Genomic DNA, 26,853 nt, shown 5'->3' with positions numbered 1-26,853 from the left:
ATTAATTCACGCTCATAATAACCATTTCGATACCCTCTACGTTCTTCTGTTCTTTCATGGGAAAGAGCATTGATATATTCGTCTCTTTCTTTCTCCATCAAAGAATTTAAAATTAATGTCAAAGAGGCTTTTACGGGTGATTCAAGTGAGCTTTTTTCAATTTTTTCTTTGAGATCTTCTAAATTTATAGTAATATTTATTTGGGTCATCATCATGTCCTCCGTAAATGGTTTCTTGGTCGAAAACATTGTAACACGGGTCATGATGATGACCTATTCTTTTTACACAATTATATGGACTTAATCCTCAATGTCCTTCATCCCACTCATGAAGGTCATCTTGACTTAGTTTTCCGTCGCACTGTCCTTCATCCTACTTATGAAGGTCATCCTGACTCAGTTTTTCCGCCTCATTGTCCTTCATCCCGCTTATGAAGGTCCATTTGGGTCAGGATTTGCCCCCCTGTTGGCCTTTTGAAACCTTCTAAAGGACACTTGGTTCCGGATTTGGCCCCCTGTTGGTCTTTTGAAACCTTCTAAAGGTCATCTCGACCAAGTTTTTTCGCCACCCTATCCTTCATCCAACTTATAAAAGACATCTTCAAGCAAATACTTCCCAATCTGGTCATTTAAACGAATACATTGCTATTTCCTTACCGGTCGCTCGAGTGTTACGATTTCCTCTTCCAGCGATAAAAACTGTTGCTCAACTACATGTTTAGCGTCTTGAATAGCAGCATTATAAAAATGCGGTGCAAGTGACTCTTTAAAGAAGTTTAATACAGATTCAGCTGCAAACTCTGTTATTTCTTCATCTCTTTCTTGTAAAAAAAAGTCTTGAATATCTGCTATCATCATTTGCCTTTGTTCTTTGGTCAGTTTGAGAAACAAAATAATACACTCCTTCAAAATTTATTAGTTGTACTATACTATCGTTTACCTAACAAATAAAGCCTTTATTTTTTCAAAGTAATATGTACATATAGAAGAAAAACCCGGCAGTATGCCGAGTCACGATGTTTTCGTTACACCAAGTGCGTTGTGGTCCCATAAGATTCCTTCAACAAGCTCTGATTGATTAGTTTCACATTCTATGATCAGAACAACCTCTGTAGGCATCTCCTTTTGAAACCATTTACTTCGATAAATAATAAGGGAAATAATAACACCTAAAAGGGCTCCGAATATCAATCCAATCAGTGACCATAGAATAGGGCCCCAAGTCCATATAAAGCCATATATACCACCAAGAAGCATAAAAATAGCTCCCAAGAAAAACGACAATTCGTATTTACTGGCACCTTCCTTATGATTTTTTCGAACCTTATGAAATTTCGGGGAGAATTTTTCTAAAGAAGCAACGAAAATATTTTCCCTTGGTATTCCCCGTAGTTCCAAATCACTCAATGCAAGTTCTAATAAGGCATTATGTCGAAAGGTTGAAATGATATGCATAAAATCCCTCTTTTTAGTCTTTTGGGGCATTTTAAAATGTTCCGGCTGATAATTCTCCTTTAAAAATCTGGATTGTTCTAGTTTGAATAATTTATTGGTAATGAATATATCTTCATAAGAACTGCTTATACTAAAAAGTAAAATGGATGGCAAATTTAAAAACCATTGAATATCAATGATAGAACCTGCCAGTTCCGTCTTTCCTAAAAACGTCAATTGAATAGCAGGTAATACATTCGATTTATACGCCGTAAAAATAAAACAAATGAGAATAAAAAAACCTGTTGGAAGCCTATTGCTATAAATGGAACCTAATCCTGGACTAAAAAAGGACCAAAAAGCCCCATTCCATGGATTTCGATAATCAAGGAAATTTACTTCTATTGCACTAATTTTAAATGGCCTAATTCTCGATTCGGAACGATTAGCTAATCGAGCATATTTATTTAAATCAATTGTGATACTGTAACAATCCCACATAGCAAAGACAAAAACAGCCGAATATAGAAGAAACCACCTGGTATCAATCGTCATTTTAGCAAGCTCGAACTTTCCAATCATAGAATAGTATATAGCCTCATTGATATGGGCCTTGACGTTAATAACAATCTCCCAAAACATCAGCAATATCCCAGAAAAATATTTGCACAGAAGCATATGACCAGCACCTGGAAAGGCGGCAGACCACCAAACAATATTCCAAGGATTACGTTCTACAATATAATTTACTAAGAATGGAGAAAGATAAGCCTTTGGGCGGCGCAATTGATTTGGGAAGGACTTTTTCAACATTTCTACCTCGCGGGATAAATTTTAAACCGTTATCAAGTAATATTATCCCTAATCAAACGAAGAAGTATTCCCATTTAATATCCAATTCGTTTTCAGAACTATTTCAAGTCCTTTATTCCATTATAAAACGCTTGGAATAATGCACTACGGTGGTTACCCCTAAAAGTTAGAGTTTTATTATGCAGCTGATTGGCTGGATTGAGTTCGGTATTCAACTGGACTCATTCCAGCCAATTTTTCTTTTGAACGTTCATTGTTATACCAGTAGATATATTCTTCTATTCTTCTTTTTAATTCTTCATAGCTTACTAGAATCTCCCCATAATACATTTCTTGTTTTAAAATGCCGAAGAAATTCTCCATCGAAGCGTTGTCTGCGCAGGTTGCTTTACGTGACATGCTTTGGAATATTTTATTTTCTTTTAACGTTCTGACCCATTGGTTGTGTTGATAATGCCAGCCTTGATCGGAATGGATAGTGGTGCGATAGGTCGCATGATTCTTTAATATCTCTATTGTTTCTTTTAAAGGTTTCATGACAAGATCTAACGTTGGACGTTTCCTAATTTCAAACGCAACAATTTCTACGTTATAAAGGTCAAGAATCGGATTTAAATATAACTTCTCATCGCCTAGACATTTGAATTCTGTAATGTCTGTTACTAATTTTTGAAGAGGGATAGGTGTGGAAAAACGCCGGGATAAACGGTTTTTCGCTACCTTCCCAACCTTCCCCTTATAGGAATTGTATTTACGGGATTTCCGCATAAATTTTACACATTTCAATCCTATTTCTCGCATAAGTCGATACACTTTTTTATGGTTAACACGATGTCCTAACTTCTTTAATTCCTTTGTGATGCGTTTATAACCGTAACGTTCATGGAACTTCTTAAACAGGTCGGTAATGAGTTCTTTTAGCTCTCTATTCGTATCTTTATTCCCAAAGTTTTTTACATGATAGTGATAGGTTGCCTCAGGAATACCGACCACAAGGAAAATATCCTTTAATCGGAATCCTTCTTCTTTGAGTTCGAATGCCAATTTAGCTTGTGCTTTTCGAGGAAGGCATTCTGATTTGCCCGAAAAGCTCTCAGCTTTTTTAGGTACGCATTTTCTAGCTTTAGTAGTTCATTCTCACGTTCCAACTCTTCTTCACGTGTTAACTTTTTTTCTTCCTTATTCTTTTGTTTATTGGGTTTCTTAGACACAGAAGACCGCCCCTTTGGTTTTGGAATCAGGCCTTCTACTCCTTGTTCATAAAATTCTTTCGTCCAGCGAATAATCAAGGAAGGGTTGTTCAAATTAAAATGAACAGCAGTTTCTAAATAAGAAGCACCTGTGTTTAACATAAATTGTATCGTATCCATTTTAAATTGAACAGAATACTCCTTTTTCGTTTTCCTACGATTTAACCCATCCATCCCTTGAGACTTATATACATTCACCCATTCACGTATTGAGGTCTGGCTGCCCATATTATATTTTTTTGCCAATGATCCATACCCAATATTGCCCTCTAAATACTCGGTGACAAGCCTTATTTTGAATTCTTCACTATATTTTGCCATAAAAACACCCCCGAAAGTTAGATTTATTACTCTAACTTTCGGGGGTCGGTACCTACTCCAAGCGTTTCAACTTTTTATACCGGGATGAGGAACCTATCCTTCATCCCACCAAATGCTTTTTATTGGGTACGAAAGACCAGTTGCTTTATTCCACCTGACTTTCTACTTTATCTAAAACTTTATGCCCTTCCCATTTTGAGATGACAATCGCTGCAAGGGAGTTCCCTACTATATTAACTGCTGTACGAGCCATGTCCAGAATTCGGTCAATTCCTGCAATTAATGCGAGGCCTTCAACAGGGAGACCAACACTTCCTAATGTTGCAAGCAGTACGACGAATGAAACTCCTGGAACGCCCGCAATTCCTTTAGAAGTAATCATCAAGACCAGTACCAGTGTGATTTGGTGTCCAATACTCATATGAATTCCATAAATTTGGGCGATAAATAGAGCAGCAATGGATTGATAAAGCGTGGATCCATCTAGGTTAAATGAATACCCAGCCGGGATTACAAACGATGTAATGGCTTTTGGACATCCAAGCTTCTCCATTTTCTCCATAATTCTTGGAAGTACTGTTTCAGAACTTGATGTGGAGTAGCCCAAGATTAACTCATCTTTTAAATATCGTAAAAACTTAAAGATGTTGACTTTTGCAATTCTGGCTACGATTCCCAATACGACTATAATGAAAAAGATCATAGAACCGTACACAACGGCAACTAATTTAACAAGCGGGAATAAGGATGATAGCCCGAATGTCGATACTGTAACACCAATTAAGGCAAATACACCGATTGGCGCTACTTTCATTACCTGGTTCGTTACGTAGAACATCGAATCTGCCACACCTTTAAAGAAGTCTATGACAGGTTTTCCTCTTTCCCCAATAGCAGCAACTCCTAATCCAAAAAGAACAGAGAAAAAGATGATTGCTAACATATCGCCATTTGCTAGAGCCTGAATTGGGTTTGCAGGTACAATATTAACAATAGTATCTATGAAAGAATGACTCTTGGTCGATTCTGTTGTGCTTACATAACTAGAAATATCTGTTTTTGCTAAATGAGTTCTATCTACTCCTGTACCTGGATGAAAGATGTTTGCAGCAAGTAAACCTACAACTATCGCAATTGTTGTAATTATTTCAAAATAGAGAATGGTTTTTCCCCCGATTTTCCCAAGAGACTTCATATCTCCGACACCGGATACCCCAATGATCAAACTTGATACAACGATCGGTACCACAATCATTTTAATTAATCGAAGAAATATATCGCCAACTGGCTTTAATATCTTTGGTAAAGTTGGATTCTCAAAAAAAATTGCCCCAATTACAATACCAAGAGCAAGTCCAATTAGAATTTGCCAACCTAAGCTGAGTTTTTTCATGCTGTGATTCTCCTTTACACTAGTTTTCACGTAGAGAGGGATAAAATACTGGTCTTTTCATAATGAAAGGGCTTTTATTTCTATATTACTATAATATATTTAATTAATCATATTAACAATATATAATTAACATATAATTTATATCAAATCGAGATAGAAGGGAAACTTATGGAATTAAGACAATTGCTATACTTTTTAGAGGTTGCCAGAAAAGAGCATATGTCTCTTGCAGCAGATAACTTACACATTGCACAATCCGCAGTAAGCAGGCAAATTTCCAATTTAGAAGAGGAGCTAGGAGTTCAGCTTTTTGAAAGGGAAGGGAGAAATATCAAATTAACCTATATTGGAAGAATGTTCGCAGAAAAAGCTTCCATTGCGATTAATGCTCTTGGTGATGCTAAACAATTAATTAATGAATATTTGGATCCAGAACGAGGCTCCATCAGAATCGGTTTCCCCTCAAGTTTAGCTAGTAATACACTACCGCAGATTATTAACGCTTTTAAAAAAGAGCATCAAGATGTCCGTTTTCATTTAAGACAGGGTTCGTATGATTATTTAATAGAGGGAATTAAAAGAAGAGAAATTGACCTTGCCTTTATCGGTCCTGTCCCAACCCATGATCCTGATATCCATACTGACATTTTATTTATGGAGTATTTTGTCGCTCTATTACCCAAAGAGCATCCTTTGGCAGCCGCAGAAAGCATCGTCCTACGCCAGTTAGAAAATGAATCATTTGTCTTCTTTCCAAAAGGATATATTCTTCGTAAAATTGCAGAGGATGCATGCCTCCAATCAGGTTTTCGGCCGAAAATACCTTATGAAGGAGAAGATTTAGATGCCATTAAAGGCTTAGTTTCATCGGGGATGGCAGTTACATTATTACCAGAAATCACTCTTTTGGATAATATCCCTAATGATACATTAGTGAAACGAGTTACACAGCCTGAAATTCGGAGAACCGTCGGAATCATTAGCCCAAAAAACCGTGACTTATCGCCTTCGGAAAAATTATTTTATGATTTTGTGATACGTTACTACTCGATACTTTCAAGACAGCAAGAGTTTGATTAAGACTTATAAAGATGACCTCCTAGGTGAGGTCCTATTTTTTTCCGATACGTTTTTATACTTGTTTTAATGGGTAGAGGAATAAAAGAGCTGAGAAAGGAAAAGAACAATAGGAGACCCATTAAAACAGAGGTGTAAATCATTGTTAAATATCTTCTTAATATTACTGTTGCAACTGATATATGTCCCTATCTACACACTGCGAACCATTTTTCTTGTGAAAAATGTCACCATATTGGCGTCCATACTTGGGATTGTAGAAATGTTGATATATGTATTCGGGCTTTCCTTGGTTTTTGGCGGGGATAAAAACCTCCTTGCCATGGTGGTCTATTCCGTTGGTTTTGGCATCGGAATTATACTTGGAACGAAAATTGAACAGAAACTGGCAATAGGATTTATTAATGTTACTGTAAATACACAATCGAAAAACAACGATCTAATAGATACATTACGTCGAAATGGATTCGGTGTTACGGTTTATTCCGGTGAAGGACGAGACAGTGAAAGGTATAGATTAGAAATCTTAACTAAAAGAAATAGAGAAAACGAATTATTCGCTACGATTGAACATTTTGAACCGAGAGCTTTTATTATTTCTTATGAACCAAGGAAATTTAAAGGTGGATATTTGTTGGATAGGATTAAATAGTTTTATCGGGGAATGGAAATCAGAAATTCCCACACTGCCCAGGTTCATAGAATACAAAAACACATGAAGAAATGAATCCCCATGTGTCCTGACAAAAATATTACTTTTTCAACTGTTCGTAATGACGTAAAACTTCTTTCGTAATCTCATTATTTTCAGCAAGCCCGCTTACTTCTTTCAATGCGTGCTGAACACCATATTCGCTAATCATTTGTTGTAATTTTACAGCTTCTTCATCTTCCTTAAAATCAAAGAGCAATGCAGAGGCAATTGCTCTGGCAAGATTTGTGTAGGAAAGCCCTGCTTTCTGAGCTTCCGTTGCCGGGCGGACAAGGCGGTCGTTTGGTCCAAGCTTGCGGATTGGCGAGCGGCCCACCCTTGTTACTGCATCATTTAAGTAAGCATTTTTAAAGCGATGAATAATTTTATCAATATATTGTTGATGTTCTTCTGAACTTAAGTCGTATTGCTTAATCAAATAAGCACCTGTTTCGCCTAGTGTCGCTTTTACTTGTCTTTCTATTTCTTCATCTGCAAGTGTTTGATCAATAGTGGCTTTATTGCCTAAGTATCCAAGATACGCAATGACAGCATGACCAGTATTAACTGTAAATAGTTTCCGTTCAATAAACGGAGCAAGATCCGCGACAATTTTCATTCCCTCAACAGGAGGAATATCTTCTGTTGTTTCCACTACCCATTCATAATATGGTTCTACCAATACATCCAATGAACCATTGTTGTTTTGAATCGGTACAATACGGTCTACTGCAGAATTGAAAAAGTACACTTTTCCTTCTAATGTCGCTTTTGTGTCTTCATCAAGGCTTTCTAATATATAACCCTTCAACAAGTCCGTTGCTGAAATTTGATTTTCACAGGCAATTACATACAATTTTTCATCCGTTGATTTTACTCTTTCTGCTAAACCTTTTGCAATTAAAGGAGCAATTCTCGGCAGAATGGTTGGACCAATTGCGGTAGTTAAAAAGGTTGCATTTTTAATAGCTTCGACTACTTCGTTTTCTTGCTTCATATTATTTAAACCAGAAACATTTGTAATGGTCATGGATTCCTGCGCGTCAGTCGCTAATTTTACCTGATATTGCCCTTTTTCATTCAACTGATCAATAACTTGATCGGCAATATCTACAAAAGTTACATGATAACCAGATTGTGAAAAAAGAGCACCAATAAATCCTCTTCCTATGTTCCCAGCACCAAAATGTACTACTTGTTTCATTTCAATCATTCCTTTATCCAATTTGTTTGAAGATACTCTAAAAAGATAGATTCCAGCTTTTCGCGAACAGCATCTTCATTTCCTGATGAAAAAATCATGATAGATTCTTTTGATTCGATTAAACTTGTACTAAGCAAACTGATGATTTCTTGTTCCCTCGTGCTTAAATTCTCGGGAGCCAGCATTAGCAAAAGATTTTTCATGGGCATCTCATTCCCATCCATTCCTTTTACCATAAAAGGCTTATCTAAATGGGAAATCTGAAACAGGAGCTGATGCACATGTTTACTCCGACAATGGAAAAGTCCCATTCCAGTATCAGGGATTCCGAGACCGCCTTTTTCTTCTCTATCTAGCAATGTTTCCATTACATTTTCAACATTACCAATGAGATTTTCCATTTCTGCAATTCTTAGCATTTCTCTCATCGTATCTTTGTATCCATCCTGTCTGAGGTTACGATAGATACGAAAATGCTGGATAATCGATTCGATACTTGATTCAATATCCTTTAATTCTTGCAATAAGTCCGATAGTGTTGGATTTGCTTTTCTTGATACTAGTGGACCCGTTTTACCCGTGTATTTTTTATTTTTGGTTAAGTTCCCGATATTTTTTTGCAAAAAGCTTCTGATTGCAGATATATCTTCATCACTTAAGAGAGGATTCACCAAAATATATTCCGTACGAATAAATGGGAGCCGGACGGTGGAAATAACGACATCAAATGATTGTAAGCTCTCCTGGCTTTGAATTTCCTTTATCGATTTAATTTCAACCGAATCAATTTCCAGTATCTCTTTCTTTATTCGGCTCGCAAGCATTTTCGAGGTACCAATACCAGTTGGACAAACCACTACTGCTTTAATCTTCATTTCTTCTTCCCGCAGTACCAGAGCAGATCCAAAATGAAGTACAATAAAAGCAATTTCATCCTCAGGAAAATCCTCAATATCTTTAAATTCTTTTACAACACTATTTTTTACGGCAAGAAACAGAACCGGGTATTTTCGTTTTATCTCTTCGGTTAATGGGTTGAATAGCCCCATATTCTGCTTAATTCGAAAAAGCGACGGCTCCAGATGGGAAACGAGTCCCTGAAACAGGGAAAAATCCCTTGTTAAATCAACATGAAGTTGGGTAGATACATATTGGATCATATTTTTAATCATTTGCCCCAACACTACACTGTCATACGGAACAGTTTCTACTTCCTGTAGCTTGGACCCTTTTAAAATAGATGCTAAAAAGCGTACGTCAGCATATGTAAACTGAAGGGACAGAGATTCTTCCACCGTCTGGCAAATTTTCTCCATCAGGATGTATTCCTCTGAATGTTCATTGAAAAAACTGCTCTCACTTTGCATTAGAAAACCGTCTTTTATCCTTTGCACCGTAATGCATATTTGGATAATTAGTCCGATATAATCACTGTCAGCCAGCCGCGAGTGACGGTTAATTAACGTATCATTTACAATCCTGTCTATTTCCAATAAATACATTGGATCAAGATAATATAAAATTTTCTCCTGTGTGCTCTTTCCTTTTTCTAATAAAAATAAGCTTTCAATCATATCTTCATTAAAATAAAGCAAAAAGTAACTTGCTAGTGCTTTGCGCTTATTTTCTTCTGTTCCATGAAATTCAACCCCAACACCACGTTTTCGGGTGAGTTCAAGATTAAAATTTTTCAGCCACTCCGTTAATTCATCGAGATAGATAGTCAAAGTTGTAACACTGACTCCTAATTCTGTTGCTAAAGCTTGAATTTTAAAGGATTCCACATCTTTCAACAATGTTAAAAGCAACAACAGTTTCCTTTCCTGAGGTGTTTGGTCCACAGGATGACTGCCGGTAAGATGCTGAACTAAACGAAAAATTTGTTGATTTTTCCCTTCAATAACCAAACCTTCATTTGAATTTCTCACTAATTGAAGGTGGAAATATTCTAATATTTTTTCGATTGTTTTTAAATCACGTTGAATCGTTCGCACACTTACATTTAAAAATGTCGCAATAGAAAAAGCGGTGTGTTTCCCGGATGTTTTGATAATCAATTCGATGATTGCTTTTTCCCTTGAGGTAATAAACATTCCACACCCTCATTTCAGGAAATCTATTTTTTAACTAGATGTCCACTCCAAGCGGACAGTTTCGCAATTTGTCCATGAATGGTGCCTGACACCCAAATGAATAGAAAAGCGACAGGGTACCTGCGCTTTTCTATGTTGTAAGGTCATTATTTTTTGTCGTTGATAATATCCATGATTTCTTTTGCTGATTTGGCGGCAACCATTTTCTCGATATTTTCCATATCGGAACAAGTAACTGCGATTCCAGATAGGATTTCTAGATGTGTGCCATCCTTTCCCGCAATACCGAAAATCAAACGTACTTTATTGCCATCAAAATCAACGCCATTTGGTACTTGCAATACGGTGAATCCTGATTGAAGTACATCTTTTTTCGCTTCTTCTGTACCATGTGGAATGGCTACATCATTTCCCATATACGTAGAAGTCATTGCATCGCGAGCAATCATTGCTTCAATATAGCTTTCCTTCACGTATCCAGATTCCACTAATGCTCTACCTGCAAAACGAATTGCTTCTTCCTTATTTGCGAATTGTTGATTTAGGAAGATATTTTTTTCTAATAACAATCCGTCATTGCTATCAGGCGTATCTTCAGGACTCGGAGCATTTGCTTCTGCGTCCTCTACAACCTCGTTTAATTCGTTAGTATCGCCATTTTTTAGCTGATCAATTAATTTATCATATTCCGGACTTGATAAGAAATTATCTACCGATACATGATAAGCGTTTGGAAGTTTATTTTTCGCTCTAGGCGTTAATTCTTCCTGCGTCACAACAATTTGTGCATCAGAAGGTAAGTTGCTAATAGCTGTATTCGTTACATTTATATTTAATCCCGCTTCTTTTACCTTTTTACGAAGAAGGGATGCTCCCATTGCACTGGATCCCATTCCTGCATCACAAGCAAATACAATCTTGCTTACGTGCTCAGGCATTTTTCCGTTGTTTTCCGCAAATACACCTGCAACAGAGCTTTTTTTGCCTTTCATTTCTTGCATTTTTCTTGCTGCTTCTTCAATATCTTCATCCTTTTGTTTACCTGTTTTTAGAATAAAGGCTGAAACAACAAAGGATACAATAGCCGCTACAAGAACCCCTGCAATGTTAGCAATATAAGCGCCTGCACTATGTGGAGTAACTGCTAGAACAGCAATAATACTTCCTGGTGATGCTGGAGCTAATAAACCGCCGCCTAAAAGAACTAATGTTAATACCCCACTCATACCACCAAGGATAACAGCGATGAATAACATCGGACGCATTAGTACATATGGGAAGTAAATTTCATGAATACCCCCAAAGAATTGAATAAGGGCAGCACCTGGTGCAGATCTTTTGGCTGTTCCTTTTCCAAATATACAATATGCTAACAATAGACCAATACCTGGTCCAGGATTTGCTTCAAGTAAGAATAGAACAGATTTACCTGCAGTTTTCGCTTGTTCAATACCAATTGGTGATAATACACCATGATTAATAGCGTTGTTTAAGAACAAGATTTTGGCAGGTTCGATTATGATACTTGTTAAAGGTAAAAGATTTGTTGCTACAAGCCAATCTACACCATTAACCAGCCATCCTGTTAACACCTTTACCGCAGGACCGATCGCCCAGAATGCGAGGATAGCTAAAGCCCCACCTAAAATACCACCGGAGAAGTTGTTAACAAGCATTTCAAAACCGGCTTTAATTTTTCCTTCGATTAATTGATCGAATTTCTTGATTACATAACCGCCAAGTGGTCCCATGATCATTGCACCAAGGAACATTGGAACTGTCGGTTCCCCTACAATAACCCCCATTGTGGCAATTGCACCGACAACGGCACCACGTTGATCATGAACGAGCTTACCGCCTGTATAACCAATTAGTAGTGGCAACAGATAGGTAAGTATCGGACTAACCATTTTGGCAAGGCTTTCATTTGGAGTGAAACCAGTAGGAATAAAGAATGCTGTAATCAGACCCCAAGCAATGAAAGCAGAAATATTAGGCATAACCATAGAGCTCAAAAAGTTACCAAACTTTTGAACCGCTACTTTTATATTTGATTGAGCCATTCGCTCTCTTCCTTTCATTAAGATAGTACATTAATAATGTTATGACACTAAAACACCACCTTCAACAAAAAGGAAACCTAACTTTGTCGCACAAACTTTGACAAAACTATTGTTTCTCAAAAAATACGCCATCATTCACAATCACTATATGGTGTCGGGCACCGAGTGAAATTCGCACTTTAAATTTCACCACAAACGGACAATCCGCCAATTGGTTCACTCACAATAGACACACCAATTTGACAACTTTTACTTCCAATAAGATTAAAAATTATTAGAGTGTCTGCGATTAATTTTGATTTGACTATTAATCTCTATAAAAAAAATCTAGAGATGCAATCCTCTAGATTTTTTGATCATTCACTTTTTTAATTTATTCTTCATAAATCATCTTAATGGTCATTCCACCATCAATGACAATATTTTGGCCAGTGACAAAGTCATTTTCCGGATCTGTTAAATAAAAGCAGCCTTTTGCAATATCTAATGGTTTTCCAACTCGTTTTGCAGGGTGCTGGGCATGATCAACGGCGCTTAATTGCGCATAGTTATTCGTTTCTATCCAACCCGGACTGATTGCATTCACACGAATTCCTTTTTCACCTAATGAAACAGCCATAGCATGTGTTAGTGCAACAATACCACCTTTTGTCGCTGCATAGCCTTCTGAATTAGGCTCAGACATTAAGGCACGTGTCGACGCGATATTCACGACCGCACCGCCGTTTTTCATATATTTTGCTGCCTCACGCGTACATAAGAAGACACTGCGAAGATTTGTATTAATGATGTCATCCCACTCCTCCACTGTTAACTCTAGTGGGTCCTTCCATCTGGACACACCAGCATTATTAATGACAATATCAACGCTTCCACATTCCCTGGCTGCAGCAGAAAATAAATCTTCAATTTCCTCGGGATTTCTTACATCTGTTTTGATAAAAATAGCATTGCCACCATCTTGATTGATTTGATCAGACGTTCGCTGTCCAGCTTCTCGTTCTACCTCCGCAACTACCACTTTTGCACCTTTCTTCGCATATTCAATGGCGACCGTCTTTCCAATCCCATTTCCTGCACCTGTAACTACTACGACTTTACCCGAAAAGTTCATGGAAATTCTTCCCCTTTTCTAAAATAATTTGCTATACCTATTTTACCTTTAAAACTTCCAGTAATTAAATTTTTCTATCTTTTTTTACATAAAAAACCTAACTCGTTATTAATAACCTAGAGTTTCATAAAACTAATAATTATGTATAATAAATGTATAATAATGCAGGGGAGAAATGATTAATGGTAAATTCCGATCGTCTTTGGACAAGAATTCAAGAACTTTCACTCATCGGGCAAACTTCCGATAATGGTGTTACCCGTTTTGCTTATACAGACATTGAAAAAGAGGCGTATGAAAAAGTCAAACACTACATGCAAGAAGCTGGACTGCAAGTTACCTATGATTCTATCGGAAATTTAATAGGAACTTTACCTGGGGCAGATAATCTCCCCACTATCCTATTGGGATCACATATTGATACAGTACCAAATGGTGGTAAATTTGATGGAAGTCTTGGAGTATTAACAGCTATTGAGGTGTTACAGTCCCTTCAAGAACAAAATATTAAATTAAACCATCCGGTAAAGGTGATTGCTTTTAAAGATGAAGAAGGTTCCAGATTTGGATTTGGTATGATTGGAAGCCTAGCCGTAGCAGGTAATCTGAAAGCGGATCATTTACAATGGAAAGATGCAAATGGCATATCTGTACACGATGCCATGGTGAAGCATGGATATGATCCGAACAAAATTCAAGAGGCTAAAATGGATAATATAAAGCTTTACTTAGAATTACATATCGAACAAGGGAAAGTTTTAGAGAAGGAGAATGTTCCTGTTGGAGTTGTAACGGGTATTGCTGGGCCACTATGGCTGAAGTTTTCTTTAAAAGGTGAAGCAGAGCATGCTGGAGCAACACCAATGAACCAACGGAAGGACCCTTTGGTTGCTGCCAGTTTGATTATTTCAGAAACGGAGAAATTGGCTAAGAAATATGAACATGCAGTAGCAACAGTTGGGACGTTATCCCTTACTCCAGGTGGTGTTAATGTCATTCCGGGAAGCGTGGAATTCACGATTGACATTCGGGATATTAACGAAGAAATACTTGACCAGTTAGAAAAGGAAATCAGGGACTACGCATCAAAGGTTGTGGAAGAACGCGGAATACATATGTCTATTGTGGAACTTCAAAAAATTGCTCCTGTATTATGTTCTAGTACCATTCAAGAAACTATTCAAGAGAGTATCGCTGAACTGCGCTTTCCTGTTATTTCTCTGCCAAGTGGCGCTGGTCATGATGGAATGCAATTTAAAGACAGCTTTCCAATAGGAATGATTTTTGTTCGTTCCCAAGACGGCATTAGTCACAATCCTAAGGAGTTCACCTCAAAGGAAGATGTAAAAATCGGTGCCGAAACAATGTTGCTTACACTTTCCAAGTTAGACCAGAGATAGTTCCATTTCACTTGATGTCTAGCCCAACCAGTGCTTAACTGTACATCACCGGTAGATACGTGACATTCGGGATGGAAAAATGGCATGCACAGCTAGTTTAATAGATTGTGCATGCCACTTTTGTTTGTTATCCCAAATCATGACCCGTAACGATGATATAACCTACCAAGAATACATTCAAGACAATAATGACGGCTGTGCATAGCCAAGCTAGAACTTTTACCCACATTTTATTTGCAAACTCACCCATTTTCTTTTTGTCACTCGTAAACACTACCAATGGTACAACCGCAAATGGGAGCTGTAAGCTTAGAATCACTTGACTCCATAAAAGAAGTTCCCCAGTTCCTCTTGAGCCAGCTATCCAAGTGACAATAAAGGCCGGTATAACAGCTAATAATCTAGTAATGAGGCGGCGCAGCCATGGTCTGATTCTTAAATTCATAAACCCTTCCATTACGATTTGTCCAGACAGAGTGCCAGTAATGGTTGAATTTTGTCCGGATGCAAGCAGTGCAACAGCAAATAAGGTACTTGCAATCCCTACACCTAAAGTCGGGCTCAGCATCTCATAAGCCGCTTCAATTTCCGAAACATCTACACCACTTCCATGGAATGCTGCTGCTCCAAGAATTAAGATAGCGGAGTTAATCAAAAATGCTACAGTTAACGAAAGAGCTGAATCCCATAATGAAAATTTAAGAGCCTCCCTCTTTCCCTCTCTATTACGTTTATACTGCCTTGTTTGGACGATGGAAGAGTGTAAATAAAGATTATGAGGCATAACAGTCGCCCCTAAAATACCTAGTGAAATAAATAGCATTTGCGGATTCGTTACAATCTCCGGCTTTGGTATATAGCCACTTAATAAAGAGGACACTTCTGGTTTGGAAATAATCACTTCATATGCAAAAACAGCAAAAATTGTTGTCATCAATACAATCACAATGGACTCAATAATTCGGAATCCTTTCTGCTGTAACAGCAATAAGAGCACTACATCCAGAGTAGTAATTAAAATACCGATTAACAAAGGAATACCAAATAATAAATTTAAGGCTATAGCCGAACCGATGACCTCTGCCAAATCCGTTGCGATAATGGCAAGCTCAGATAATATCCAGAGACAGAACGCTGTCTTTTTCCCTGTTGCATCCCGAGTCGCTTGTGCCAAGTCTCTTCCTGTTACAACCCCGAGTTTCGCTGATAAAGCTTGAAGTAATATAGCCATTAAATTGGATATTAATATGACAGATAACAACGTATAGCCGAAACGTGCACCGCCAGCAATGGAGGTTGCCCAGTTGCCCGGGTCAACATATCCAACAGCCACCAATGATCCCGGTCCAACGAAGGCAAGAAATTTCCGCCAAGTACCTGCCTTTTTAGGTATTTTCACCGAATTGTTTACTTCTTCCAGACTTACACTAGAACTTCTTTTTAACCATCCACGTTCTTCATTTGTTCGTTCAAGTTGAATGCCCACCGTAGCTCCTCCTCCTTATTTGGACGGGGAAAAATAATTTTCCCTCGCGCAAAAATTAGTCTAAAAAAATTTATATCGATCATTTGTATATCAAAATCATATCACTATTTATTTGCCTTGTAAATAAATTTTTCCTTTGTGCAACTTTTTGTTATTAAGACAACTTACTATCCAAAATAATCCTATACTAGAAAGGGATCAAGCAATGTTTTCCCCTCCTAATAAAAGATTAACAGTTTTTTCTAACATATTTTCTACTGGGTAGATTGGTGAATAATATTTGATGCTGGCACTCCAAATAGACAAACTGCTTATTTGTTCTTATATGTGTACACTAACTCACCTTCGAAACCAATCAGCTCCTTCATCCATATGGACAAATGGTATGTCCGTATCTATTTCACCTTTTATTTTATCTAACCCCAAATTTTCTCCGTTTAGCCATCGGGCAAAATCAAATTGTATTGGCTCTTGATTACCGCCCAAGGCAATCCAAGCCTTCATTTCCCTTGGCAAATAGGCAGATGTATGGATGGTTCCCGCCCAGCTGCCATATAACTTTGAAAAGATTCCTTTGTCAGCGTCATTTAATAATCGAAATGCATCTTGTGCATCCACAAGATTTTCTCGGTTTTTCACCATAATTTCTAATCTTCGCTTAGAATCGACCAAATGATTACGATTCTCTTGTGTCATGATTTCAAAATGGTTCGTACATGCATTTGACCTGCGAACTTCCACCCTTCGCGGGGAGGTTTCCACTATATATGTCTCTCCACTGACATCATAGACAATATAACTGAAGGAATGGCGATGCGGTATTTCTTTTAACATTGCGACCGCGTCGTCAACATTAGCACAAGCTTCTAATATTATTCTCCCTATCATACAACAAATAAAGCCATCTCCCGGATTCTTGCGATGCATAAAGTTATAGCCAAGAGCTAATCCTTTTTCGTTCATGCCATCCATTCTTCCAGTCACACGCTGGCTTGGTCCCACACTGGCGTATCCTTGATCCGTCGGTTTGAAAAAGACATATCTCCCTTCATACGTTTTCGGATGATAGTCATAATTGCGAATTAAATAGTAATCCCCCGTTAAAATGGAACATCCTGAACGGACATAATCTAACCGGTATCCCCCAAATTCCATCAGAACGCGCTCCATTGGCCATTGTAAGGCCGCTTGCAATCCAAGCAATTCCTCCCATACTCCCGGTGCAAATCTAGTAATCGCTTGTTTGACTTCCTCTACTTCAATCGTAAATCTAGGCTTTCGCACCTTCCATTGATTCTCGCGATTTTTAACCGTAATAGAATCCCTTAGTTTTTCTCCTTGCAAAAAGCCGAAATCATAATGCGAGCCACGAAATTGAATTATTTCACTATATATTTGCTTCAAGTTGTATCCCTCTCTCATACGAACATCTCCTTTAAGAATAAAGGATTTTATATGAGAAAAAAAGGAAATAGACGTGGATATCCGTCTTCTATTTGTTTTGAGTATTCCGATTCCTTTTCTCATCTATTTTTAATAATTCCTTAAGCAGAAATTAAGTAAAACGTTATAAAGTAACTAAGTTAAAGAAAAGGGTAAAGAAAATTGCCATCTTAATTTTATACATGGTAAAAAACCCTTTTTTCTTAACCACTTAAGAAGAAAATAATGCCGATAGTACGTCGTTAAACAGTTATTTATATAGATTGATAAAACTGCTCTAATTAGTGCTTTTATTAACGAAAGGGGAGTTTTATGAAGAATATCAGGAACTTAGTATTCCATTACTTTCGAGAACAGCCACTAGCGGCCGCTTTAGCTTTATTAATTGTACTTCCACCGATTGGGATCTTGTATATGCTTACCCTTGGGGCAATGGAAATGTTTCGGGTGATAAAAGGAACGAGAGAAATTCCCTTGGATATTATTACCATACTATTTTCTATTCTATTTTTATCCACGATTGGGGCAGCAATCCAGCAGCAGCAATGGAGCTATCTCTCCGTTTCTCTAAGCATAATAGGTTTTTATGGAGTATATTTGTTTAGTATGAATCTGAATAAAGTGACTCAGATGAGACACTTTAGCTGGGTGATTATATTTGGCGGCATTTACCAGTACTTGTTTGGTACCTTTTGTTTGATGCTATTTCGAACAGGCTGGACCAATAAACTGTTCGGATATTTAACTGGGAGTGAATTATTAGGCTTTTTAAGTCATAAACGTTTATATGGATCAGCCTATAACCCTAATTACTCAGCCTTTTTATTAGTGTTTGCAATGGGGTTTTTACTGGCCGAGCTTTTAAAAGCTATAAAGATGAAGGTTTATAAGCGAATCGTTCTTTATTGTACCTTCTTGGTGTTTCTTGTTGCTGGTATTATTGAGACAGGATCACGTTCAGGGTTCGGAGTAATGCTAATTTTATTCGGGATATTTTTATTAAGATTGAGTTGGAAATGGTCGCTATTTACCGCGAGCATTCTAATAGCGAACGGATTTTGGCTTTACCGCTTTATTCCAAGAAGTTATGACATATTCAAAAATTTTGAAACTCGTCTCTTTATATGGAAAAACAGTATTAATTTAATTAAAGAATATCCTAGTTTTGGTTTGACACCACTTGGATTTCCGACCGAATATTTCAATCTAACCGGACACCAGGCAGCACATGCCCATAATATCTTCTTAGCCTTTTTTACAGATTTCGGGATACTTGCAGGGGTTGTATTTGTTGGAATAACCATTATCTTTATGTTTCAATTTCTAAAAATGCTGAAATATAATCACAGCAAAAGTATTTTTGACTGGTTCCTATTCTCGTTGCCGATTCTTGGCTTAACCGGGATTTTAGATTTTCCATTATCCTCGCCACAGATTGCTTTACCAGCCATTATTATAGTAAGCAAGTGGCAGCAGTACACGTTGCGAGCTAATCAGTCATTTAAAAACAGACAAACTGCTTTACTTCAAAATAAATAAGCACCAGGCTTCTCTCTTATGCCTGGTGCTTTTTTTACACATAAAAATCTTCCATTATAAAACCTACCTTTCTACACAAAATATAGAAACAAGGAAAGGGGGGCCATACATGACAAACAAAAATGATAACCGTGAACGCAAAAACAAGTATCCCAACAATAAACAAAATACCGAATTCTCAAAGGACATAAATATCCGCAGCGAGATCACAAAAAAAGATCACAAAAAATAAATAAGGTGTCAGGCACCACTCATGGACGCTGTCCACGGAGGGTGCCTGACACCCGATAACTATTTTTTAATTTTTACTTCTGCGTTCATACCAGGCAGCACTTTTGATGATGGTTGATCGATAGAGATTTTCACAGGGACCTTTTGAGTTACTTTTGTATAATTACCGGTTGAATCGGATGGTAGTACAGAAAATACAGAGTTTGTTGCATATCCAATTTCATCCACATTGCCTTTAAATACAACTCCTGAGTCGCCATCTACCGAAACATCCACACTATCGCCTTCTTCAATGTCTTTTAAGTCTGTTTCCTTGATATTCGCAATAATGTATAGATGGTCCATATCTGCTTCTTGAGCAAGAACCTGTCCTGCTTGAACTAATTGATTTTTTCTAGCTTCATTTTTAATAATTTTGCCATCCATTCTGGCATCAACTGGAACGGAATTTTTACCATCAAAAATATTCCCTACATTTTCCTTGTTAGAAATATCTTCTCCATTTGATACACTCCAGTCTGTTAAGACACCGGATTTCGATGCTACCACTGGCATCATATCAGCAGAAACGACAGCATCATTTGTTTTTAAATAATGCTCATGTTCATAGTAGAAATAAGCACCTGCTGCTACTAACAGAAATACTACGATAACTCCTATAATATTGGCCAAAATTAATCGACGAGCCATAACTTTTCTCCTCTCAAAGTCAAATTTATTTTTAACATTTAGGCAGTTGGTTCTGTAATTTTTTTATCTGACCTTTTAACCTTCTTCTCTTTTTTTACAAGCCCAATTCCTTTACCTGTCGCCATTTTAACAATCGATGCGGCGAGCATAATTACACCGACCCCAAACATGATTGTAAAAAGATTATGATATGCCATCAAAATGGCTGATTTTTTCGTGTTTGCTATTAATTCATATGAAGTCATACTTTGGGCATCCTTAACAGGCAGTCCCATACTTACGAATCGACGAGTCAAATTGACAAGTTCCGCATTCGTTTCGGAGTCAAATTCTCCTAAATGCCCTCTAATATTTTCATATTGAATATGATTTTGCGTTGAAATAAACCAGGCAACAATTGGCGTAACCACTGCCCCTGTAAAGTTCCGGATTGTATGCAGAGTACCTGAACGCATTGATGCAAAATGTAAGTTTCCTGCAAAGGCTGTCCCTAATGCACCACTAACGAGTACCATACTAACACCTGCTCCCAGAAGCGCGATTTCAACGTATAGCACTGGCAAGGAAACAGCAGGCGTCATCGTTCTCCATTTCCAGCTGACAAACATAACGGCTAGAGAGCCGATGATCCCTAATTTTCCAGCACCTAACGCACCATAGAATAGTGTTTTAAAAATAGCTGTAAACACGATTCCTACAAAAAAACAGCAATAGAAAATTAATAAATAATGAACTGGAAGATCTTTATTATGCCGTAAAAATCCGTTAATCCCAGCAAGAGCTAACACAAGTAAAATATGTGATGCTACCGCCATTACAGTTCCCGAAATTGGTTTGGCTGCCTTCAACGTTCTAAAAGGTACTATTGGGGTTTCTGCTTTTACGTCCACTAATATAAATAAAACTAATAATATCATTGCAATAACCAAAAAAGGCCAAACATAATAAGAGGTAAAACCTTTATTCATTAAGTTGCAAAGTGGAATGGAAAGTACTATCATAAGCAAAATCAATAAAAATAAACCCGTTTTATCAATTGGGGGATGCTCATGCTCTTCCACTATTTTTGGCAATGCAAAAAATCCGATGATTAAGCACAACAATGCTGATATAACATTTAACAAAAACAACCAGCGCCATGCATCCACATCTAATGAAAGTGAACCGAAAAATGCTCCTGCAGCTGTAGCACCGAATAATCCAGTTATAATAAAGAATAAATACGTATTTCGGATATTATTAGGAAATGATTTTAAGCTGACAGGCAGCATCGTTAAAAACAGAATTCCTGCACTGACACTCTGAATGATTCGGCCTATCACAAGGATCACTAAATTAGGTGCAAAAAGATTAATAAGCGAACCACATAGAAACAGTAATATAAAGGTTAAGTAATTTTTCCTTACCCCAAGAGCTCTAGTAATCACGGGACCGAGAGGAACCCCAAGTGCAAAAGCGATATTTGAAAGTGTTGACGGAATAAGTAATTGTTGCGACCCAAGACTGAGGCCATTTTGAACAATTTCTTGGTTCATTGTGTAGGACAAATTTGCAAAATATTGCGGTCCAATGGCGAAAATGGTCAAAAAAGAAATGATTAAAAAGCTAGGAATTTTCATAATTCCCTTTGAGTTTTGTGTATTTTCTTGCTCCATTCCATTTCCTCCTTTCATGAAAATAAATGATGAAAGACTTTGTTGTTTAGAAGATATATCAATCCTTGTCTACAACGTAGCCTTATGGAAAGAATGCAGGATGAAAAGTGTCCTGCATATTTTGTAGAATCAAATAAAAAGAATTTCCACTAAAGGAAATTCACAACACGTACAATAACTTGTATTATGCAATATGTATTATACAACTTTAAAAACTAAAATTGCAATCTTTTATTTATCACTTCCTGTAGTTCCCATATGGTCGTACGCGTGAATCAATAGTACCTTTTCCGAGCATTCCCCCAAAAAACTACTAAATAATATTGTGGATTGAGGTAATTCCTCATTCATTCGTACATCTTCCTTGGATAACAAGGATTAATAAAAAAATACTGTCCATCGTAATGGAGACAGCATTTTATTTACGCCATGATTTAAAATCCTGATTTAAGCGAGAAAGGTTCCCTTCCAATTGTTTCAACTGATCTTCGGACCAATCATGTAGCATTTCTTTATAGGCAGCGTATCGCGCTTGCTGAACCTTATGAAGAATTTCTTTCCCTTCATCCGTCAATTCAACAAGGCTGATTCTTCCATTTTGTGAATCAGGAAATCGTCTAATATATTTTTTAGATTCCAAAGCTGCAACCTGTCTACTTGCAGTAGAAAGATTCAGCAATAATTTATCTGCAAGCGCATTGATTGCTAACGGGCTCTTTTTCTCTAGCTCACTTAACAATAAATACTCGGACCGGTCCAAACTCCCTAGCTTTGGACTATGCGCTGTTGTTAGCCTGACAAGAAGCGCAATTTCATACTCGATCAACTGAAGAACATCCTCTTTCAAACCTGACTCACCCCTAATACAAAAAAACATACAACCAAAACCTTTTCTTGTAGTATAACACAAAAGGTGTCCGGCACCACATAAAGACAACAGTCCACTAGCGGTGCCTGATACTGCATCTGGAAGGTTGTTTTCCACCCCTTCACTGTTCGACATTTTCATAAGAATTTAGTAGGAAGAACACTTTCTTTGCCGAAGAGATACTTGTTTTGTCACATGGAAAGGAATCTGAATTTTTAAGGAGAATAACTCTTATAAAGAAATGGCTAATAGTAATCGAAATTGGATAATAGCAGGAAAATTCACGTACCTGCGATATCAATCAGCCGAATGAAAAGGGGGAAATCACTTGAATACGGCAACTGCAGCAAAGCTACTAGGTATTTCACAAAGTACATTAAAACGCTGGATTAAAGAATTAGACCTTGATATGAACAGAAATGAACTCGGACATTATGATATTCAAGATGAAGATATTTCTGTTTTGAAACAGGTTAAAAAGCAAATTCAAAACGGAACATTTCTGCAAGATGTCACTATCTCCCGAAATAAAGTCCGAAAAGGAAAAACAGCAATTCTTTTAAAGGAATCTACTGCCGATATACTCGTTCAAAGAATGAATGATCTGGAAAAAAAACTGAATGAGAAGGCCGACAAGGTTGTTTCTTACCAATTATTAACCCACAGAAAAGAGATTGAGGATTTGGAAAATGAAATCAATCGCCTCAACACCCACGTTGAGCTCTTAGAGAAAAAACTAGCTGAAACGGAATCGAAGGACATCTCTAACAACAATGCCAACTCCTATAAAATAAACAAAAAAAGAAATTTATTTTCAACGTTATTTAATTTCTAATATAGCTTTGTAAAACCTGCTTCTAAGAATCTTACTTAAAAGGTGTTGATAGGATGGCTGTTTAATGGATTGCCACGTATAAGCTTCATCAAAACTCCTTACATTTTGAAGTCGCAGCAAAAGTGGATCCTGTTCACTTGCCAATCAACAAAAACTAAATCATTAATAATATAGAATATCGGTGTTTTTTTATAAAAATGATGTGTGAAACTATTAAGTAAAATAAAAAGCAGGTGTTCTATCCTTTTCCAAGGTTTAACATCTGCTTCTGGTAATTATTTTCATTCCTCGTGATTATCGAGCCATTCCTGCGAAGCTTCCTCAATTATCGTCGAATGACCATCGCCTTTTCTCGCTACATAAATTTTCGGCTCTTCTGTTTCTGTAGCAACAACAAACGGAAACTCCACATTTGTCGCAACTCCCCATTCCCCCTTCGTATTCATACAAATCAGTGACATGGCGCCAGCTTTTCCTTTTCGTTTCGTTAATTTATCGTGAAATTCGTACACTGCTTTATCTGCTGCTTGTTGTGGTGTAAGTCCCTCTCCCATCAGTCGGACAATTTCGTAGCTAAGGCAGCCTTTCATCAGGTCTTCTCCCAAACCAGTAGCAGAGGCTCCCCCAATCTCACTATCTACGTAAAATCCCGAACCAGATAAAGGGGAATCTCCAACACGACCTTGCATTTTCATAAATAACCCTGAAGTAGAGGTCCCAGCTGCCATCGAGTTTTTGGCATCTAAACAAACAACCCCTACTGTGTCATGCCCATCATATGGACTTAATTCGCTTTTTTTCATCTCTTCTATGCGCTTTTCCCAACTTGATTTTGCGGATTCCGTCAGCATATTCACTCGTTCAAAGCCATTTTTTTGCGCATAGGCAGTCGCCCCATCTCCAACCAGAAAACGATTGAATTGTTGTTCACTTAATTTACGAGCTACAGAGATTGGATTTTTTACGTCCTGCATCCCGGCAACCGCACCAATATTAAAATTATCCCCATCCATGAAGGCTGCATCCAATTCTACGATTCCTTGTTCATTTGGAAGACCGCCGTATCCAACTGATTTATAGAATGGATGATTTTCTACTTCCTTAATGGCAATTTCCAAAGCATCTGCAGCACTTATGTTATTTTTCAATTCCCCGGAAGCTTTTTTAACACCATCGTAGGCCATGGCCCATGTTGCAATCATTCCCCACTTCAATCCTGCTTGTTCCACTAAAGTTCCTCCCCAGTTATGTGGCTTTTATGTATTCTTAGACACTAGTTATAAAATGAGTATATCCTATATCGACAATGGATGGTTATAGGAAAATTGTTCATTTGATAAGCGACCATTTTATCACTATTGTTCCCGTTTTCCTTGCCTTCTCTTGTTTTCGGGAACAATACTGTCATAATTGTTCCCATTTCTCTTGTATCCTCTTAATTTCGGGAACGATTCTATTACTATTGTTCCCGTTTTCCTTGCCTTCTCTTGTTTTCGGGAACAATACTGTCATAATTGTTCCCATTTCTCTTGTATCCTCTTAATTTCGGGAACGATTCTATTACTATTGTTCCCGTTTTCCTTGCCTTCTCTTGTTTTCGGGAACAATACTGTCATAATTGTTCCCATTTCTCTTGTATCCTCTTAATTTCGGGAACGATTCTATTACTATTGTTCCCGTTTTCCTTGCCTTCTCTTGTTTTCGGGAACAATACTGTCATAATTGTTCCCATTTCTCTTGTATCCTCTTAATTTCGGGAACGATTCTATTACTATTGTTCCCGTTTTCCTTGCCTTCTCTTAATTTCGGGAACAATACTATCACGATTGTTCCCGTTTTCCTTGCCTTCTCTTAATTTCGGGAACAATACTATCACGATTGTTCCCATTTTCCTTGCATCCTCTTAATTTTAGGAACAATACCAGCCCTTTTGTTCCCATTTCCGCTGCACCTCCATATTTCCGGGTACTATCTTCCTTCTATAGATACCATTTTTCTCACGCTCTACCTATTCATTACCGTTTTCCAATCAGCAAAACATTAAAAAAAGGCCACCAATCCAATGATGAACGTCACTTTTTTCCTTTAATTTCATCAACCGATTCTCTCAATAATTGTCGCATTCGCCATTCCATGGCCTTCGCACATGGTTTGCAATCCATATCTGCCACCAGTCCGTTCCAGTTCGTGAAGCATCGTGACCATGAGACGCGCTCCGCTTCCTCCTAATGGATGTCCTAATGCAATTGCCCCGCCATTTGGATTTAATTTCCTTGGATCTGCGCCTGTCTCTTTTAACCATGCAAGCGGAATAGGTGCAAAAGCTTCATTTACTTCAAAAATATCTATGTCATCGATATTTAGACCAGCCTTCTTCAACGCTTTTTCCGTTGCAGCAATAGGACCTGTCAACATCAAAGTAGGATCAGAACCAACTACTACCCGGGTGTGAATACGAAACTTCGGTTTATAGCCTAATTGTTCCGCTTTTTCCCGGGACATCAATAATAAGACGGCAGCACCATCACTAATTTGGCTGGAGTTTCCGGCATGAATAACACCATTTTCTATAAAAGCTGGCTTTAAGTTCCCTAACGCTTCCAGGTTGGTTGCTTTTCGCGGACCCGAGTCTTCCTTAAATATCTCCTTAGTGCCGTCCTCTAATGTTACTTCAAGTGGCATAATTTCTTTTGTAAAATATCCATTCTCCTGTGCGTACAATGCTTTCTGATGACTTTCAAATGAAAATTGATCTAATTCTTCCCTTGTAAAGCCATATTTTTCTGCAATTCGTTCCGCAGATAAACCCTGATGGATGATTTCATATTTCTCTTTCAGTCTTGCGCTAAATGGGGCTCCCTGATAGCTAGAGCCAATTGGAATGCGAGACATATTTTCCACTCCGCCTGCAACAACTATATCCATGTCCCCTGATAGAATTGCTTGCGCGGCAAAGTGAACAGCCTGTTGGCTTGAACCGCATTGCCGATCAATGGTCACCCCAGGCACCTCCATTGGATACCCGGCGATAAGTGCTGCCACTCTGGCGATATCTCCAGTTTGTTCCCCAATTTGGGATACACATCCTAAGATCACGTCTTCAACCAGGCTTGGATCCAACCCAGCTCGATTCACAAGCTCTTTTAAAACCTCGCCTGCTAAATCATCCGGGCGATAATCCTTTAAAAATCCATTTCTTTTTCCGACTGCTGTACGCACTGCCTCTACAATAACGACATCCCGCATCTTTTTCT

General features: G+C 37.7%; 23 protein-coding genes. 6 read left to right on the top strand and 17 right to left on the bottom strand.

Features of this window, described 5'->3' with window-relative positions:
- The 6 genes from AN964_RS21440 to AN964_RS21415 form a co-directional block, all read right to left on the bottom strand.
- On the bottom strand, positions 1–209 hold a 209-nt coding region (locus AN964_RS21440), incomplete at its 3' end, for a transposase (RefSeq protein ID WP_200915636.1).
- A gap of 435 nt (positions 210–644) precedes the next feature.
- A complete protein-coding gene (locus AN964_RS21435) occupies positions 645–890 on the bottom strand; it encodes a DUF2164 domain-containing protein (protein WP_055741827.1) in 246 nt (81 codons plus the stop codon).
- A gap of 120 nt (positions 891–1,010) precedes the next feature.
- Positions 1,011–2,243: a hypothetical protein gene (locus tag AN964_RS26800; RefSeq protein WP_183102059.1), complete on the bottom strand. Its 1,233-nt coding sequence runs from the start codon at positions 2,241–2,243 to the stop codon at positions 1,011–1,013.
- A 180-nt stretch (positions 2,244–2,423) separates the two neighbouring features.
- Positions 2,424–3,290: an IS3 family transposase gene (locus AN964_RS21425; RefSeq protein WP_083489495.1), complete on the bottom strand. Its 867-nt coding sequence runs from the start codon at positions 3,288–3,290 to the stop codon at positions 2,424–2,426.
- Complete coding sequence (locus AN964_RS21420; RefSeq protein WP_055741590.1) at positions 3,254–3,817, bottom strand: helix-turn-helix domain-containing protein; 564 nt, start codon at positions 3,815–3,817, stop codon at positions 3,254–3,256. The genes AN964_RS21425 and AN964_RS21420 overlap by 37 nt, the downstream gene beginning before the upstream one ends.
- Positions 3,818–3,962: 145 nt before the next feature.
- Complete coding sequence (locus AN964_RS21415; RefSeq protein ID WP_055741825.1) at positions 3,963–5,210, bottom strand: cation:dicarboxylate symporter family transporter; 1,248 nt, start codon at positions 5,208–5,210, stop codon at positions 3,963–3,965.
- A gap of 168 nt (positions 5,211–5,378) precedes the next feature.
- On the opposite strand from AN964_RS21415, the gene gltC reads away from it, so the two are divergent.
- Together gltC and AN964_RS21405 are read left to right on the top strand one after the other, a co-directional pair.
- Positions 5,379–6,290, top strand: coding sequence for a glutamate biosynthesis transcriptional regulator GltC (gene gltC, locus AN964_RS21410; RefSeq protein ID WP_055741824.1), 912 nt, complete (start codon positions 5,379–5,381; stop codon positions 6,288–6,290).
- Positions 6,291–6,429: 139 nt separating this feature from the next.
- The gene (locus AN964_RS21405) at positions 6,430–6,939 is read left to right on the top strand and encodes a DUF2179 domain-containing protein (protein WP_055741823.1); all 510 of its coding nucleotides are present in this window, start codon (positions 6,430–6,432) and stop codon (positions 6,937–6,939) included.
- Positions 6,940–7,039: 100 nt separating this feature from the next.
- On the opposite strand, the gene AN964_RS21400 is transcribed toward AN964_RS21405, so the two are convergent.
- The 4 genes from AN964_RS21400 to AN964_RS21385 form a co-directional block, all read right to left on the bottom strand.
- Entirely contained in the window at positions 7,040–8,182 is a 1,143-nt protein-coding gene (locus AN964_RS21400; RefSeq protein WP_055741899.1) for a mannitol-1-phosphate 5-dehydrogenase, read from the bottom strand.
- A gap of 5 nt (positions 8,183–8,187) precedes the next feature.
- Positions 8,188–10,275 (bottom strand): BglG family transcription antiterminator, encoded by a 2,088-nt coding sequence (locus AN964_RS21395; protein WP_055741822.1) that lies wholly within the window; start codon positions 10,273–10,275, stop codon positions 8,188–8,190.
- A gap of 146 nt (positions 10,276–10,421) precedes the next feature.
- On the bottom strand, positions 10,422–12,338 hold the full coding sequence (locus AN964_RS21390; protein WP_055741821.1) for a PTS mannitol transporter subunit IICBA: 1,917 nt from the start codon (positions 12,336–12,338) through the stop codon (positions 10,422–10,424).
- A 373-nt stretch (positions 12,339–12,711) separates the two neighbouring features.
- The gene (locus AN964_RS21385; RefSeq protein ID WP_055741820.1) at positions 12,712–13,452 is read right to left on the bottom strand and encodes an SDR family NAD(P)-dependent oxidoreductase; all 741 of its coding nucleotides are present in this window, start codon (positions 13,450–13,452) and stop codon (positions 12,712–12,714) included.
- A 182-nt stretch (positions 13,453–13,634) separates the two neighbouring features.
- On the opposite strand from AN964_RS21385, the gene AN964_RS21380 reads away from it, so the two are divergent.
- Positions 13,635–14,852, top strand: coding sequence for a Zn-dependent hydrolase (locus AN964_RS21380; RefSeq protein ID WP_055741819.1), 1,218 nt, complete (start codon positions 13,635–13,637; stop codon positions 14,850–14,852).
- A gap of 127 nt (positions 14,853–14,979) precedes the next feature.
- On the opposite strand, the gene AN964_RS21375 is transcribed toward AN964_RS21380, so the two are convergent.
- Together AN964_RS21375 and AN964_RS21370 are read right to left on the bottom strand one after the other, a co-directional pair.
- Entirely contained in the window at positions 14,980–16,338 is a 1,359-nt protein-coding gene (locus AN964_RS21375; protein ID WP_055741818.1) for an Nramp family divalent metal transporter, read from the bottom strand.
- 339 nt (positions 16,339–16,677) lie between these two features.
- A complete protein-coding gene (locus AN964_RS21370; protein ID WP_055741898.1) occupies positions 16,678–17,742 on the bottom strand; it encodes a C45 family autoproteolytic acyltransferase/hydrolase in 1,065 nt (354 codons plus the stop codon).
- Positions 17,743–18,093: 351 nt separating this feature from the next.
- Here AN964_RS21370 and AN964_RS21365 point away from each other — a divergent pair, with 351 nt between their 5' ends.
- Positions 18,094–19,320 carry an O-antigen ligase family protein gene (locus AN964_RS21365; protein WP_055741817.1) on the top strand — a complete coding sequence of 409 codons (1,227 nt, stop codon included), beginning with the start codon at positions 18,094–18,096 and terminating at the stop codon, positions 19,318–19,320.
- A 109-nt stretch (positions 19,321–19,429) separates the two neighbouring features.
- Positions 19,430–19,552 carry a hypothetical protein gene (locus AN964_RS27360; RefSeq protein ID WP_268888412.1) on the top strand — a complete coding sequence of 41 codons (123 nt, stop codon included), beginning with the start codon at positions 19,430–19,432 and terminating at the stop codon, positions 19,550–19,552.
- Positions 19,553–19,611: 59 nt separating this feature from the next.
- Here AN964_RS27360 and AN964_RS21360 read toward each other — a convergent pair whose 3' ends face one another.
- The 3 genes from AN964_RS21360 to AN964_RS21350 form a co-directional block, all read right to left on the bottom strand.
- Positions 19,612–20,241, bottom strand: coding sequence for an HlyD family secretion protein (locus tag AN964_RS21360; RefSeq protein WP_055741816.1), 630 nt, complete (start codon positions 20,239–20,241; stop codon positions 19,612–19,614).
- 38 nt (positions 20,242–20,279) lie between these two features.
- Complete coding sequence (locus AN964_RS21355; RefSeq protein WP_055741815.1) at positions 20,280–21,896, bottom strand: MFS transporter; 1,617 nt, start codon at positions 21,894–21,896, stop codon at positions 20,280–20,282.
- A gap of 418 nt (positions 21,897–22,314) precedes the next feature.
- The gene (locus tag AN964_RS21350) at positions 22,315–22,743 is read right to left on the bottom strand and encodes a MarR family winged helix-turn-helix transcriptional regulator (RefSeq protein WP_055741814.1); all 429 of its coding nucleotides are present in this window, start codon (positions 22,741–22,743) and stop codon (positions 22,315–22,317) included.
- Positions 22,744–23,092: 349 nt separating this feature from the next.
- Here AN964_RS21350 and AN964_RS21345 point away from each other — a divergent pair, with 349 nt between their 5' ends.
- Positions 23,093–23,599, top strand: coding sequence for a MerR family transcriptional regulator (locus AN964_RS21345; protein WP_055741813.1), 507 nt, complete (start codon positions 23,093–23,095; stop codon positions 23,597–23,599).
- A 281-nt stretch (positions 23,600–23,880) separates the two neighbouring features.
- On the opposite strand, the gene AN964_RS21340 is transcribed toward AN964_RS21345, so the two are convergent.
- Together AN964_RS21340 and AN964_RS21335 are read right to left on the bottom strand one after the other, a co-directional pair.
- Positions 23,881–24,828 carry a glycosylasparaginase gene (locus AN964_RS21340; RefSeq protein WP_244885899.1) on the bottom strand — a complete coding sequence of 316 codons (948 nt, stop codon included), beginning with the start codon at positions 24,826–24,828 and terminating at the stop codon, positions 23,881–23,883.
- Between the two features lie 865 nt (positions 24,829–25,693).
- Positions 25,694–26,845: a thiolase family protein gene (locus AN964_RS21335; protein ID WP_055741896.1), complete on the bottom strand. Its 1,152-nt coding sequence runs from the start codon at positions 26,843–26,845 to the stop codon at positions 25,694–25,696.
- Positions 26,846–26,853: the final 8 nt, after the last annotated feature.

It is taken from the genome of Heyndrickxia shackletonii, assembly GCF_001420715.1.
Lineage (GTDB): Bacteria > Bacillota > Bacilli > Bacillales > Bacillaceae_C > Margalitia > Margalitia shackletonii.
Note: the sequence above shows the minus strand (reverse complement) of the source record. Positions and strands in the feature narration are given on the sequence as shown.

What these genes read in the sequence shown, in the direction of transcription:
- AN964_RS21420 (WP_055741590.1), bottom strand. Translation starts at nt 3,817, where the DNA reads ATGGCAAAATATAGTGAAGAATTCAAAATAAGGCTTGTCACCGAGTAT.
- AN964_RS21415 (WP_055741825.1), bottom strand. Translation starts at nt 5,210, where the DNA reads ATGAAAAAACTCAGCTTAGGTTGGCAAATTCTAATTGGACTTGCTCTT.
- gltC (WP_055741824.1), top strand. Translation starts at nt 5,379, where the DNA reads ATGGAATTAAGACAATTGCTATACTTTTTAGAGGTTGCCAGAAAAGAG.
- AN964_RS21400 (WP_055741899.1), bottom strand. Translation starts at nt 8,182, where the DNA reads ATGAAACAAGTAGTACATTTTGGTGCTGGGAACATAGGAAGAGGATTT.
- AN964_RS21395 (WP_055741822.1), bottom strand. Translation starts at nt 10,275, where the DNA reads ATGTTTATTACCTCAAGGGAAAAAGCAATCATCGAATTGATTATCAAA.
- AN964_RS21390 (WP_055741821.1), bottom strand. Translation starts at nt 12,338, where the DNA reads ATGGCTCAATCAAATATAAAAGTAGCGGTTCAAAAGTTTGGTAACTTT.
- AN964_RS21385 (WP_055741820.1), bottom strand. Translation starts at nt 13,452, where the DNA reads ATGAACTTTTCGGGTAAAGTCGTAGTAGTTACAGGTGCAGGAAATGGG.
- AN964_RS21380 (WP_055741819.1), top strand. Translation starts at nt 13,635, where the DNA reads ATGGTAAATTCCGATCGTCTTTGGACAAGAATTCAAGAACTTTCACTC.
- AN964_RS21365 (WP_055741817.1), top strand. Translation starts at nt 18,094, where the DNA reads ATGAAGAATATCAGGAACTTAGTATTCCATTACTTTCGAGAACAGCCA.
- AN964_RS27360 (WP_268888412.1), top strand. Translation starts at nt 19,430, where the DNA reads ATGACAAACAAAAATGATAACCGTGAACGCAAAAACAAGTATCCCAAC.
- AN964_RS21360 (WP_055741816.1), bottom strand. Translation starts at nt 20,241, where the DNA reads ATGGCTCGTCGATTAATTTTGGCCAATATTATAGGAGTTATCGTAGTA.
- AN964_RS21355 (WP_055741815.1), bottom strand. Translation starts at nt 21,896, where the DNA reads ATGGAGCAAGAAAATACACAAAACTCAAAGGGAATTATGAAAATTCCT.
- AN964_RS21335 (WP_055741896.1), bottom strand. Translation starts at nt 26,845, where the DNA reads ATGCGGGATGTCGTTATTGTAGAGGCAGTGCGTACAGCAGTCGGAAAA.